Raw genomic sequence first — 13,668 nt, 5'->3', positions numbered from 1 at the left:
ATTTTGCCCCCTCTTTTCTAGTTATAAGCTATCTTATATATGGACTGAAGCTTGGAAACATAGTCCGGTGGATAAGTTAACTTTCACACCTAGCTCCAAACTATGCGAATGCTTTATATATTCCCCTTAGTGCTTTTTCAAAATCTTCATTTTCTACACCGACAGTTATATTTATTTCACTTGCTCCTTGATTTATCATTCTTATATTTACGTCTCCCTCTGCAAGACCTCTAAATAACTTTGAGGATATTCCCTTCGTTCTATCCATTCCTCTACCTACAGTAGCTACAAGTGCCATGTTAGGATAAACCTCCAGAGAATCTGGATTACACTGTCTTTTGATTTCCTCCAATATATTATCCAGCTTATCTCCAAGCTGTGTATCTTCTATAACCAAGGAAACAGAATCTATACCAGAAGGCATATTTTCAAAGGATACTCCATTACTCTCCAATATGGAAAGAAGCTTTCTACAGAAACCTTGTTCTGAATTCATAAGCATTTTTTGTACAGCTATAACTGTAAAGCCTTTTTTTCCTGCTATACCAGTGATAGTTCCACTGTAGCTTATAGGCTTGTCATCATCCACAATTAGAGTTCCTTTGTCCTGCGGTCTATTAGTATTCTTTATATTTATAGGGATACATACGTCTCTGATTGGAAATATACTTTCCTCGTGCAGTACTTTTGCCCCCATATAAGAGAGTTCTCTAAGTTCTTTATAAGTTACCACTTCTATTGGCTTTGCATTTTCCACAATATTTGGATCTGCCATTAAAAAGCCTGAAACATCTGTCCAGTTTTCATAAAGTTCTGCGCCTAAGCATCTTGCAACTATTGCCCCAGTTACATCAGAACCTCCTCTTGAGAAAGTCTTTATAGTTCCATCAGGCATTGCCCCATAAAAGCCTGGTATAACTGCTCTTTCCACAGCTGACATCTTTTCATCTACAGCTTTTTGTGTAGCTTCAAAATCTATCCTGCCATAATTTTTAAAACGTATAATTTCTGCTGCATCTACAAATTCATAGCCTAAATAGTCAGCAAGAATTAATCCGTTTAAATATTCTCCACGACTAGCTGTATAATCTGCTGAAGCCCCATCTTCGATTTTCTTTTTTATTTCATCAAGATACTTTTTTATATCTATCCTAATCTCAAGCTCCCTTGCTAGGCCAGTATATCTCTCTTCTATATGCTTAAAAACATCATCAAAAGATATACTATTTTGAGCATGTGCATGGCACAAATATAAAAGATCTGTAATTTTGTAGTCCTTACTAAACCTTTTACCTGGTGCTGAAGGCACAACATATCTTCTTTTTTCATTTTCTAAAACTATGTTCTTTACTTTTCTAAACTGCTCACTATCAGCAAGTGAGCTTCCTCCAAACTTAGCTACGATTAGATTATTCATTTTTAGCCCCCCATTTATCTAGTTGAGAGTTGAGAATTAAAAGTTGAGAGTTTTTGAAGCTTTGCTTCAATACACTCTAAATTTAAGATTTTTCGGAGAAAAAAACTCCTTCACTCTTAACTTTTCACTTTTAATTCTTAACTTGACCTAACTATAATATTTTACAATTATCCACACTGGGTTAACTGTTCTAAGTTATTTACCACAGTACCCTCATTGTCTATATTAAGCTCCTTAACTTCCCATTTACTTTGTAAGTTTTCTAAAAAACCTTGAATATTTTTGCAGAACTCCTGATCTTCATCCTTAAGCATAACCATAATTGTTGGGCCTGCCCCACTTAAAAATACACCCAAACAATTAAGTTTTTCACACTCTTCCTTTATTGAATAAAAATTCTCTATAAGCTGCGCTCTGTAGTCCTCATGGAGCTTATCTTTGCAAGCATATTTAATTAAATGAAAATCCCCATTATTTAGTGCTGATATCAAAAGTGCAGTTCTTCCTACGTTAAAAATCCCCTGCTTATAATCTATATTTTTAGGCAAAACTGCTCTGGCTTCTTCCGTAGACAATGTAAAATTAGGTATAAGTGCACAAAATTTAATACCTTCTTTAACCCTTACATTGTTGTAGACAACCTTGTTGCCTTCCGATATAGATACCGTCATTCCTCCGCAAAAGGCTGGATTTATGTTATCTGGATGACCTTCTACCTCCACTGCCAAATCTAAGAGTTCTTGATCATTTAAAACTCTTCCAGCTAATTCATTAGCACAAATAACTCCCCCTATTACACAGGCAGCACTGCTTCCAAGACCTCTACATACAGGTATATCGCTCTCTATTCTTATTCTTAAACCAGTAGGTTTATAGCCTATCTTTTCGAAACATCTTTTCATTGCAACATATATCAAGTTATCTTCATTTTTAAATTTATCTCCGCAACCTTCAAAAACAAGCCCCTCTTCGATTTCTTCCACATAAAATCTATTGTACATATTAACTGCTACCCCAAGACAATCGAAACCTGGTCCCATATTAGCACTTGTTGCTGGTACTCTAACTTCTACCATAACTATCACCTACACCCCTAAAAAACTTTTAATTACTTCTCTCATTTCATCCTTTTTACATGTTACTTTATGACGAATTTCTTTTTTATCTAAGCCCTCTATTCCCCTAGGTATTTTCAATCCCATCTTCTCAGATAACACTTGCACCATCTCAAAATCCGAATCACTACTGTCTGCAAAGTTTAGAACCTCATTTATACTTCTTGGAAACTTAAATGGACTTGCAGTAGATGCTATTAAGGTAGCGCTATCATCATATGTATTTTTCTTATACTTTTCATAAACATCATAAGCTACAGCAGTATGTGTATCTATAACATACTCTGAAGTTTCATAGACCTTTTTAACTGCTTCAAGAGTTTCTTTTTCGTCAGCAAAGTCCCCATATAATATCTTCAGCTTTTCTTTCATCTCATCATTTATCTCATACTTACCTTCTTCTTTAAGTTGTTTCATGAGATTATTTATAAGTTCTTCATCTCTGCCGCTTATTTCATATAAAAATCTTTCTAAATTGCTGGATATTAAAATATCCATAGAGGGAGAATTGGTTACGGAGAATTCTCTTCTCCTGTCATAAATTCCAGTGTTTATGAAATCTGTAAGTACTTTATTTTCGTTAGATGCACAAATCAATCTTCCTAGTGGCACTCCCATTGCTTTAGCATAGAAAGCCGCTAGTATATTACCAAAGTTTCCTGTTGGCACAACTACATTTATCCTTTCTCCTTCTTGTATTTTTTTATCTTTTAATAATTTCACATATGAATAAACATAATAGACAACCTGAGGCACCAATCTTCCTATATTTATAGAGTTTGCAGAAGAAAGCATATAGTTATTTTTATTTAATAATTCGTTAAAGGCTTTATCACTAAATATCTCCTTAACTCCATTTTGCGCATCATCAAAATTACCCTCTATACTAACTACAAAAGTATTTTTTCCTTCTTGCGTAGTCATTTGTCTCTTTTGAATTTCACTTACCCCATCCTTTGGATAAAAAACTACAATCTTTGTTTTATCAACGCTATCAAAACCTTCTAATGCTGCTTTTCCAGTGTCTCCGGATGTAGCTGTAAGTATAACTATTTCTTTTGTTATGCCTGTTTTCTTTGCTGCTGTTTTTAAAAGGTGTGGAAGTATACTTAATGCCATATCCTTAAATGCCAATGTCTTTCCATGATAAAGTTCTAAAAAATATGCTCCTGCTTTGTAGGTCAGTGGCGCTATATAAGAATTTTCAAACTTTTCATCATAGGCTTTGTCTATGCATTCTCTAAGTTCAACATCACTAAAATCATCAAAATATTTTTTAATAATATAAAATGCAAGTTCCTTATAGTTCATATTCCCTAACTCTTGAAAGGATTTTGTGATTTTAGGAAATTCCTCTGGTACATATAGTCCTCCATCTTCAGCTATTCCCCTAATTATTGCTGCAGATGCTTCTACAACCTTCCCTTTTCCCCTAGTACTTCTATACAACAATGTATTAGCCCCCTTTTTACAGTTAATGCCACTTAGTTTTTTATTTTTAAAATATCAAACTGATTAATACTTTATAATGTTTTTCACTAAAAGTCAAATGTATTTTATATGCGTACAGTTTCTAATTGTAAAATTTAAACGTTAACACTGGGTTATTCTGTAATTTTATTAACAAGTTTATATTTTTCTAAAAACTGAAAAAATTAAAAGTTTTAGTTATAGTTCAAAATGCAAGATTTTTGCAGGATTCTCCTGTCAGAAAACGTTTTTATTGCAAAAACAAACAAAATTCGAAAGTTGATTTAGATGGATGTCTATGTTAATATCCATTTAAACAATTTAATACGGATCGGATGAATTTAGCGGAATAATTTTATTAAACCGTTATTGGACGAACCTCTGGAGAGACTCAACTGAGCACCGAAGGGGAAAGCCAAAAGATATTTTGGTGAAGCTCTCAGGTAAAAGGACAGGGAATTTTGAACGGGAAAAATAACTATTTATTTTTTGATTCAAAAATCTTGCTTTCCAGAGACTAAATTTAGATTTAGTCTCTTTTATTTTGTCCGATGGATACACACCTGGGTAAATTGTTTAAAATTTAATTTCATAAGGAGAGATAAAAAATGAAAGCATTTGTAAGTGTACTAGGAAAAGATAAGGTAGGTATTATTCATGAAGTAACTTCTGTATTATCTAAAAACAACGTAAATATTTTAGATATTAATCAAACTCTCATAGATGATTACTTTACTATGGTAATGCTTGTTGATTTGTCAAAAATGCAGCTGGAATTTAAAGATCTAAAGACTAAGCTTGAAAATAAAGCTGCAGAAATAGATGTTTCTGTTAAAGTTCAGCGAGAAGATATATTTAATTCAATGTACAAAATTTAAATTACAAGGAGTTTTAAAGTAATGATTAATTTAAACAATATAATGGAAACAATAAAAATGATAGATGATCAAAATTTGGATATAAGAACAATTACAATGGGTATATCTCTTTTAGATTGCTGCCATAGTGACGGAAAGCAATCAAGAATTAAAATTTATGATAAAATAACTAAATATGCAGAAAACTTAGTTAAAGTTGGAAGAGAAATTGAAACAGAATATGGAGTACCTATTGTCAATAAAAGAGTATCTGTAACTCCTATATCTATTATTGCTCAAACTTGTGATGATACTGATTATGTTGAATTCGCTAAGACTTTAGATAGAGCTGCTGAAACTTTAGGAATTGACTTTATAGGAGGATTTTCAGCTCTTGTACAAAAAGGATACACTAAAGGAGACAGAATACTTATAGAATCAATTCCTGAGGCTCTAGCTATTACAAAAAAAGTTTGTTCCTCAGTAAATGTTGGAAATAGCAAATCTGGAATAAATATGGATGCTGTTAGAGACATGGGGAGAATAATAAAAAAAGCTGCTTATCTTACAAAGGACGCAGACAGTATAGGCTGTGCTAAACTTGTAGTCTTTGCTAATGCAGTAGAAGATAATCCATTTATGGCTGGCGCATTTCATGGCGTTGGAGAAGCTGAATGCATAATAAATGTTGGTGTTAGCGGGCCAGGAGTTGTAAAATCTGCCCTTGAGCAAGTAAAAGGACAAAGCTTTGATATAGTTTCAGAAACAATAAAGAAAACTGCATTCAAGCTAACAAGACTTGGTCAATTTGTAGCACAGGAAGCTTCAAAAAGACTAGATGTTCCTTTCGGAGTAGTTGACCTATCACTTGCTCCAACACCAGCTATAGGTGATAGTGTAGGAAGACTTTTAGAAGAAATGGGACTTGAAAGCTGTGGATGTCATGGAACTACTGCTGCTTTAGCCCTATTAAACGATGCAGTTAAAAAGGGCGGTGTAATGGCCGCTTCTCAAGTAGGTGGACTTAGTGGTGCATTCATTCCTGTAAGTGAAGATGAAGGAATGATAGCTGCAGTAAAATCTGGTTCCTTAAATTTAGAAAAGTTAGAAGCAATGACTTGTGTTTGTTCTGTAGGCCTTGATATGATAGGAATCCCTGGAGATACTCCAGAATCAACTATATCAGCAATTATTGCAGATGAGGCTGCTATCGGAGTGATAAATAACAAGACAACTGCAGTGAGAATCATACCTGTTTACGGCAAAACAGTTGGTGATGAAGCTGAATTTGGTGGACTTTTAGGAACAGCTCCTATAATGCCTGTAAGTAAATTTTCCAGCGAAGATTTTATAAACAGAGGCGGACATATTCCTGCGCCGATTCACAGCTTTAAGAATTAAAAGCCAAAAGCACATGGATTTTACAATACAAATTCATGTGCTTTCTTTTTACATAAGTATTCAATATTGTTATGCCTATTATTTTATAGTATTAACTAATAGAAATACTTTACAATCCGTTTTTTGCTTCTATTTGACTTTTGTTAAAGCTTAAGAAGATATGATATAATCTTCACGTATTGAAATATGTCTATCTAGACATATTTTTTAAATTAAACATGGTTAAAGAAGGCGATAAAATATGAATTTGAAAAATCATTTTAGAATGTTTATAGAAGATAATTTTCATGCTCTTACCCATAAAAACTTTAGATATTATTGGATTGGGCAATGCGTATCTGTTATTGGTACCTGGGTTCAAAGTGTTAGTCAATCTTGGCTTGTACTTTCACTTACAGGTTCACCTTTCTTACTTGGAATTATAGGAACAATGCAATTTTTACCTATAACGCTTTTCTCGCTATTTGCAGGAGTTGCTATAGACAGATTTCCAAAGAAAAAAATTCTTTTAATCACACAATCATTATCAATGCTTTTGGCTTTTATAATGTCTGCACTAGTATTTACTCACAGCATAAAATACTATCATATTGTAATTCTTGCACTTTTTTTAGGATTCATAAATACAATTGACATGCCTACAAGACAGTCCTTTATAGTTGAAATTGCAGGCAAAGAGGATTTAATGAATGCAATAGCTTTAAACTCTGCTACCTTTAATCTTGCTAGAATTGTAGGCCCTGCTATAGGTGCATTACTTATGGCTTATATAGGCATAGCTTGGTGCTTTTTTCTAAACGGCTTGAGCTTTTTAACAGTGCTTTGTGGTCTCATATATATTAAATCAAAACCTTATGTGAGAAAGAACTTTTCTAACAACATATTTAAGGAAATTAAGGATGGTCTTAAATATATTTTTAATACTTCTGTTCTATTTGAAACTGTTTGTATGGTCACTGTAATTGGAGTATTTGTTTTTAATTATAATATTTTAATTCCTGTTTTTACAAAAAACATTCTTCATCAGCAGGAAAAAATATATGGATTTTTAATGTCCTCTCTTGGAGCAGGTTCCCTTATAGGTGCCGTTATGGTTTCCTTAAGAAGTAAATCAGGCCCTAAGAAGCTAATTTTATTTGGAAGTTCAATAATTACTGCTGTTATGCTTATTTTCATAGGTTTTTCCCGTACTTATTATACGGCGGCAATTTTTCTTGTAATAAATGGACTTTTCAATATTTATTTCTCTACTACTGCTAATTCAACGCTGCAATTTAATTCTAAGGATGAATACAGAGGAAGAGTTATGAGCGTATATTCACTTGTATTCGCTGGCAGTGCTCCTTTAGGTAGTTTATTTTCTGGTTATGCCGCAGACAAAGCTGGCTCTGCCTGGGCTTTTGTACTATGTGGTTCTTTAACGTTAATTTGTGTTTTTATGCTTATGATTATATTTAAAATAAGAGCTAAACCTGCAACATAGAAGTTTAATCTTGCAGGTTTAGCTCTTAGACCAATGTTGATATATTTTTAAAGACTTGGGTTCTCCTCTTATCTGTTCTATTTAATAAGAACCTTAAATACTATCACCTCTAGGTTTTGAAATGTGCTTGTATTCATTATAGTTAAAGCCGTATTCTCAATAATGAATAATGTAAATTTTTCCAATTTCAAGCAATTCAAAGCTTTATGCTTTTACTATTCAGTACAATAACTTATTTCATATTTTATGGATTTTGCAACTTTGTACAAAATATGAAAATAATGTTATATTGTACTTGTCAGTATAAAACTAATTAATGAGGTGTTTTATTATGAAAAACTTTATTAAAAGAACTCTAATCTTAATCCTATCCTTCATAGTGATGGTGTTTGTGCCTTCAACTAATGCTTTTGCTGTATCTACTTCCTATAAAACTTCCAATACAAGTTCATCGTTATCTAAATTAAATAACAATTACCCTATTGTAATGGTTCATGGTCTATTTGGCTGGGGAAATGATGAGCTTTCTGGAATAAATTATTGGGGTGGAGAAAACAGTTTAAAAGATCTGTTAACTAAAAATGGATATAAAGTTTTTACTCCCACTATTGGCTCCATATCTAGTAATTGGGATAGGGCTTGTGAATTATATGCCTATCTAAAGGGCGGCACAGTAGACTATGGAAAAGAACATTCAAAAAACGAAGGTCATTCTCGTTATGGAAGAACTTATTCTGGAGTTTATCCCGAACTAGGGACTTTAGGAGCAAATGGATTAAGAAAGATACATTTAATTGGTCACAGCATGGGTGGAGAAACAATTAGAGTATTAGCTCAATTGTTAGAAAATGGTGACCCTGATGAAATAAAATACAACGATACTGATATAAGTCAATTATTTACTGGAAATCATCATTGGATTGCTAGTATTACTACAATAGGGACTCCCCATGATGGAAGTCAAGAGGATGAAAAACAAAATAATCTAGAACCTTTTTTTCATCAACTTTTCGCTGCTATGGCAAGTAGTGGTGGAGTGATTGATTCTACCAATCCTTGCTTTGATTTCAGAATGGATCAATGGGGATTAAAAAAACAACCAAATGAATCCTTTGATAGTTATACTCATAGAGTATTTAGTAGTAACATCTGGAAGGAAACTAAAGATTTAAGTATATGGGATCTATCTCTAGAAGGTGCAAAAGAATTAAACAGTTGGGTTAAGGCACAAAATGATATTTACTATTTTTCTATTGCTTGTGTAGATACACATCAAGATTTATTAACTAAGCATCAAATTCCTAATCTTAATATGAATCCCTTGCTTATAAAAAGTTCTATCTTTATAGGAAGATATACAAATTGTACTGAAGGAAAAGTCCGAGTGGATAGTAGCTGGTGGAGAAATGATGGTATAGTTAGTGTTAGATCTGCTATAGCTCCTCATGAAGGATCTACAGACAAAATTGTGAACTATGACTCAAGCTCCCTTCCTGAAAAAGGTGTCTGGAATTATATGGGTGAGATAAACGATGTAGATCATATTGAAGTAGTATCACAACATAATCCTATTTATCAAAAATATCTTCAAAACAGATTCATAGATTTAGCAAAAATGTTAAATGAACTCCCACTTTAAACAGCATTGTTAAAATAAAATTTAATTAAGGGTTGTTGTACTAAGCAATTCTAATACAACAACCCTTAATTTTTTCTAAACTATGCTTTACATACTTTTACTAGTCTATCAACTATTTTGGAATCTACTACATCATAACCATAAGCATCCTTACTATAGGCATAACTAACATGATTTTTAGTAGTAGTTTCATCTTTTAGCCATGCTTTGCAGGAGCTATGCACTTGATTAACATCAGTATACTCAATAATCTTTTTAGCATTACTAGCATTAATTCCACTACCTACTAGTATTTCAATTTTATCTCCATACTTTTCTTGCAGACTCTTTAATAATTCTAACCCATCAATGGCTTTCTCTTCCAAACCACTAGTTAGAACCCGATCTATACAGAGACTAATTAAAGTCTCTATTGCTTCATAAGGGTCATTAACGCAATCAAAGGCTCTATGAAATACTGCCTCTTTTTCCTTACCATAGGATTTAATTACCTTCACCACCTCTTTTGTTTGAAAAGTATTAATATTTCCGTTATCATCTAAGCAGCCAAATGCAATTCCATCTGCACCATGCTCCAGCATAGTTCTTACATCCAATACTAATGTTTCAAAATCTTCCTTCCCATAACAAAAGCCAGCTCCTCTTGGTCTTGCCATACAAATAACCTTTAAATTTGTATTTTTTTTAGTTAAAACAAGACTAGCAATACTAGGGGTTAAGCCTCCCATATATAAAGCGCTATTTAGCTCTACCCTATCTGCCTTTCCTTTATAAGCTTGTATACAATCATAATAACTTCCACAACATATTTCTACTATTCTACTCATAGTTTTCACCTGCTAACTTTATAAAACTTAATGCATAAATTTTAGCATTTAATATAATATCATCAATAATTTGTTCCTTCAATCTCATGAATTTCATCACTGGAATGCTTCAGTTTTAAATTAGCAACAATTATTATGCTTATAATCACCAGTAGAAACCATGAACTTATCTTTTGTAAATGAACCATATTCCATGCTTCTGTTTGGTTTGGGTATTTCCAAGCCCCTAAAAATGTTGATATATTTTCTGCTACCCATATAAAAAATCCAATTAAGAAAAAGGAGAGAACAAGATGCATCTTAAAACATTTTTTATAAACTTTAAATTCTACATTTGACTTTAAAAAAATGACAAATAGACTTAATACAATAAACCATCTTAAATCCAATATATAGTGATGTGAAAAAAAGTTAATATATATTACAGCTGCTAAAGGGTAAGTAATATAATTGCTTGGCCAATTTATAAATTTTAGATCAAACCGCCTCCATGCCTGACAAATATAACTTGCTACACTGGAATACATAAAACCACTGTATAAAGGAACTCCCCAAAATTTAGTTATAGCATACTCCGGATAAGCCCAAGAACCCATATGTACTTTATATAATTCAAGAACTAAACCTATAATATGAAATAGTGATATTACTTTTAATTCTTCTATAGTTTCTAATTTAAAGTGAACCATCATTACTTGAACAATTACACAAGCTATCAAAATAAAATCATATCTATATAAAAAAGGTATGTTTATCACCTTTGAAATTGCTAATATGAGAAATATTGCAACTGGAAAAACACATGATAATGCTTGTTGTGCTGCAAAGTAAATTAGATATTTTATATATTTCAAATTTTTTCCTTCTTTCATTATTTTTTAAAACATAGACAATCATTAATTTTATATTGCTATTATATTAATTTACCCTGCTGAAATCAACATAAATCTATTTTTCCTCTATTTAATATTATGCTTTTCATTTAGTTTACGGTAAAGAGTCATACGTGGAATACCTAAAGCTTTACATGTCTCTTTCTTGTTATAATTACATTTTTTCAAAGTATCGTATATAATTTTCATTTCTATTTCTTTTAATGTATCCTTTAAAGTTGAATCTTTAGGACAATCTAGCTGATAATTTTTCATTTGTTGTGTTTGTACATTTTTTAATATATATTCTGGGATATCTTCAATTTTAATAACAGTATCTTCTGAGTTTATGATAATACTTTCAATAATATTTTTTAACTCTCTCACATTTCCTGGCCAAGAATAAGATTCAAGAATTTTCATAATTTCATCCGGAATTATTTTGTATATTCCTAACTTTTGATATAACTTAGTTGCAAAATGCTCAGCAAGTAACTGAATATCCTCTTCTCTTTCTCTAAGACTAGGAACTTTTAAATTTAACACATTTAGTCTATAAAATAAGTCCAATCTAAATTTCCCTTGCTTTACTTTATCCTCTAATAAAGCATTAGTTGCGGCAATTACTCTTACATCTACAATAGTCTTTTTATTGCTTCCCACTTTTTCTAATTCTTTTTCTTGTAAAACTCTTAATAACTTTGTTTGCATGTTTAGCGGAAGTTCTCCAATTTCATCAAAAAAAATAGTGCCTCCATTAGCCAGTTCAAATTTACCCTTTTTACCGGATTTTTGAGCGCCTGTAAAAGCTCCTTCTTCATATCCGAAAAGTTCGGATTCTATAAGTGTTTCCGGTATTGCCCCACAATTTACTGGAATAAAAGGTCCTTCTTTTCGTAGACTAGCATTATGAATAGAATGAGCAAATAACTCTTTTCCAACTCCACTTTCCCCAGTGATTAAAACTGTAAAATCTGCAGCGCTATATTTAATAGCTTTTCTCTTGCAACTCAATCCCGCTGAAGAACTTGTTAAAATATCATTAAAAGTATATTTTGAGTTATATACTTCTGATACTTTACTAGCTTTATATAAGGATAACTTTTTAGTAATGTCATCTTCTACTAAAAGATTATATAGAAAACTCAGATCATCAATAGATATAATTCCTAACCCTCCAATTATCTCATTATGATAAAAAATAGGAATCCTATCTACAATACATTCTCTACCATCTTTAAATTTATGTTTTTGTCCTATCTCTGCTTGTCCAGTTTTTAATACAAGAGGTAATCGAACTGTGGGATCAATTTCTGATAAATATTTCCCTTCCACATCTTCATGTTTAAGGTTAAGAAGCTTTAAAAATGCTTTATTCATAACTATTACTTTGCAATCTTTATCTACAATGTTAATGGGTATAGGCAATTGATCAAAAATAAGCGAAGTTATATAAGTAAATAAACTAGAAATTTCTTCTTTATTAAAACTGGTATTGTTATTTTCAAGCATAGCATCACCCCATTACATTATATCCATAAATTTCAAATTTATGTTACCTATAAGTAAAATTAAGTAACAGAGTGTTACTTAATAACATTTTGTTACCCATTGTAACTAAGCTAGTAGACTTAGTGCACGAGGATTTTTTTACTTATATGCAACAAAATGTTACCAGGGCATATTAGTAGATAATAATCTTATATTGAAAATATTAGGTTTTTCACAGTAAGGCTCTGGCATGTTACTTGCTGATATAATAAACCGTCAATCCAACGCTTAGCAGCCATTAACTCACTTCTTGTTGAAGTTGGAGTTCTATAGCTGGTATCCAATGGCTAAATTATTTTAATGGGGGGATAAAAAATGGCAATTATACAAAAAGTTGAAGATGCAGTAAAAAATATTAAAGAGGGATCAACTGTTATGATTGGCGGATTCTTAGGGGTAGGTGCACCACTGAGAATAATTGACGAGCTAGTAAAAGATGCTGTAAAAGACTTAACCGTCATAAGCGTAGTAGGCGCTAACCCTGGAGGAAACTTTGATATTGGAAAACTTACGGCAAACAAGCAAATTAAAAAATTCATTGGAGCGCATATAGGAACAGACCCTTGTCTTGTACAACAATATATAAACAATGAAGTTCAGATAGAATTTAATCCCATGGGAACCTTGATTGAAAGAATACGAGCTGCTGGAGCTGGCTTAGGTGGAGTGCTAACCCCTACAGGCTTAGGTACTGAAATGGAAGATGGACGTGAAAAAGTTATTGTAGATGGAAAGGAATTTTTGTTATATCCTCCACTAAAAGCAGATATAGCCATTATAAAGGCTCACAAAGCAGATAAATTTGGTAATCTTCAATATAGAGGAACAGCTTTAAATTCAAATCCTGTAATGGCCACTGCTGCAGATTTAGTTATAGCAGAAGTTGATGAAATAGTAGAAACTGGCGAACTCTCTTATAATGAAATAGGTACACCTGGAATTTTCGTTGACATTATTATTCAAGGTAATAGCTTAGAAGAAAGAGAAAAGACCTTTGAAGATTTATGGGTAAAAAGCAAAAAACTAAGATAATGGG

At 32.2% G+C, this 13,668-nt stretch carries 11 protein-coding genes and 1 riboswitch; of the genes, 5 read left to right on the top strand and 6 right to left on the bottom strand.

Annotated elements, in window-relative coordinates:
* Positions 1-100 precede the first annotated feature (100 nt).
* The 3 genes from ACZ5N4_RS05650 to thrC all read right to left on the bottom strand — a co-directional run bounded on the left by ACZ5N4_RS05650 (position 101) and on the right by thrC (position 3,984).
* Positions 101-1,417 carry an aspartate kinase gene (locus tag ACZ5N4_RS05650; protein WP_464207937.1) on the bottom strand — a complete coding sequence of 439 codons (1,317 nt, stop codon included), beginning with the start codon at positions 1,415-1,417 and terminating at the stop codon, positions 101-103.
* Between the two features lie 167 nt (positions 1,418-1,584).
* On the bottom strand, positions 1,585-2,493 hold the full coding sequence (gene thrB, locus ACZ5N4_RS05645; RefSeq protein WP_464207935.1) for a homoserine kinase: 909 nt from the start codon (positions 2,491-2,493) through the stop codon (positions 1,585-1,587).
* A 9-nt stretch (positions 2,494-2,502) separates the two neighbouring features.
* Positions 2,503-3,984 (bottom strand): threonine synthase, encoded by a 1,482-nt coding sequence (gene thrC / locus ACZ5N4_RS05640; RefSeq protein WP_464207933.1) that lies wholly within the window; start codon positions 3,982-3,984, stop codon positions 2,503-2,505.
* 389 nt (positions 3,985-4,373) lie between these two features.
* A riboswitch (glycine riboswitch) is annotated at positions 4,374-4,467 on the top strand.
* 143 nt (positions 4,468-4,610) lie between these two features.
* On the opposite strand from thrC, the gene ACZ5N4_RS05635 reads away from it, so the two are divergent.
* From ACZ5N4_RS05635 to ACZ5N4_RS05620, 4 genes are all read left to right on the top strand, one after another.
* The gene (locus ACZ5N4_RS05635) at positions 4,611-4,880 is read left to right on the top strand and encodes an ACT domain-containing protein (RefSeq protein ID WP_464207931.1); all 270 of its coding nucleotides are present in this window, start codon (positions 4,611-4,613) and stop codon (positions 4,878-4,880) included.
* Positions 4,881-4,904: 24 nt separating this feature from the next.
* Positions 4,905-6,260: a DUF711 family protein gene (locus ACZ5N4_RS05630; RefSeq protein WP_464210842.1), complete on the top strand. Its 1,356-nt coding sequence runs from the start codon at positions 4,905-4,907 to the stop codon at positions 6,258-6,260.
* Between the two features lie 241 nt (positions 6,261-6,501).
* A complete protein-coding gene (locus ACZ5N4_RS05625) occupies positions 6,502-7,743 on the top strand; it encodes an MFS transporter (protein WP_464207929.1) in 1,242 nt (413 codons plus the stop codon).
* Positions 7,744-8,074: 331 nt separating this feature from the next.
* On the top strand, positions 8,075-9,382 hold the full coding sequence (locus tag ACZ5N4_RS05620) for an esterase/lipase family protein (protein WP_464207928.1): 1,308 nt from the start codon (positions 8,075-8,077) through the stop codon (positions 9,380-9,382).
* A gap of 80 nt (positions 9,383-9,462) precedes the next feature.
* On the opposite strand, the gene ACZ5N4_RS05615 is transcribed toward ACZ5N4_RS05620, so the two are convergent.
* From ACZ5N4_RS05615 to ACZ5N4_RS05605, 3 genes are all read right to left on the bottom strand, one after another.
* Entirely contained in the window at positions 9,463-10,209 is a 747-nt protein-coding gene (locus tag ACZ5N4_RS05615; RefSeq protein ID WP_464207926.1) for a copper homeostasis protein CutC, read from the bottom strand.
* A gap of 62 nt (positions 10,210-10,271) precedes the next feature.
* On the bottom strand, positions 10,272-11,081 hold the full coding sequence (locus ACZ5N4_RS05610; RefSeq protein WP_464207924.1) for a DUF817 domain-containing protein: 810 nt from the start codon (positions 11,079-11,081) through the stop codon (positions 10,272-10,274).
* 87 nt (positions 11,082-11,168) lie between these two features.
* Positions 11,169-12,593 carry a sigma-54 interaction domain-containing protein gene (locus ACZ5N4_RS05605; protein ID WP_464207922.1) on the bottom strand — a complete coding sequence of 475 codons (1,425 nt, stop codon included), beginning with the start codon at positions 12,591-12,593 and terminating at the stop codon, positions 11,169-11,171.
* A gap of 354 nt (positions 12,594-12,947) precedes the next feature.
* Here ACZ5N4_RS05605 and ACZ5N4_RS05600 point away from each other — a divergent pair, with 354 nt between their 5' ends.
* Positions 12,948-13,664 (top strand): CoA transferase subunit A, encoded by a 717-nt coding sequence (locus ACZ5N4_RS05600; protein ID WP_464207920.1) that lies wholly within the window; start codon positions 12,948-12,950, stop codon positions 13,662-13,664.
* The last annotated feature ends 4 nt before the right edge of the window (positions 13,665-13,668 follow it).

The organism is Clostridium nitrophenolicum (assembly GCF_055391695.1).
This window is presented reverse-complemented; position numbering and strand designations above follow the sequence as displayed.

What these genes read in the sequence shown, in the direction of transcription:
- ACZ5N4_RS05650 (WP_464207937.1), bottom strand. Translation starts at nt 1,417, where the DNA reads ATGAATAATCTAATCGTAGCTAAGTTTGGAGGAAGCTCACTTGCTGAT.
- thrB (WP_464207935.1), bottom strand. Translation starts at nt 2,493, where the DNA reads ATGGTAGAAGTTAGAGTACCAGCAACAAGTGCTAATATGGGACCAGGT.
- ACZ5N4_RS05635 (WP_464207931.1), top strand. Translation starts at nt 4,611, where the DNA reads ATGAAAGCATTTGTAAGTGTACTAGGAAAAGATAAGGTAGGTATTATT.
- ACZ5N4_RS05625 (WP_464207929.1), top strand. Translation starts at nt 6,502, where the DNA reads ATGAATTTGAAAAATCATTTTAGAATGTTTATAGAAGATAATTTTCAT.
- ACZ5N4_RS05620 (WP_464207928.1), top strand. Translation starts at nt 8,075, where the DNA reads ATGAAAAACTTTATTAAAAGAACTCTAATCTTAATCCTATCCTTCATA.
- ACZ5N4_RS05615 (WP_464207926.1), bottom strand. Translation starts at nt 10,209, where the DNA reads ATGAGTAGAATAGTAGAAATATGTTGTGGAAGTTATTATGATTGTATA.
- ACZ5N4_RS05610 (WP_464207924.1), bottom strand. Translation starts at nt 11,081, where the DNA reads ATGAAAGAAGGAAAAAATTTGAAATATATAAAATATCTAATTTACTTT.
- ACZ5N4_RS05605 (WP_464207922.1), bottom strand. Translation starts at nt 12,593, where the DNA reads ATGCTTGAAAATAACAATACCAGTTTTAATAAAGAAGAAATTTCTAGT.
- ACZ5N4_RS05600 (WP_464207920.1), top strand. Translation starts at nt 12,948, where the DNA reads ATGGCAATTATACAAAAAGTTGAAGATGCAGTAAAAAATATTAAAGAG.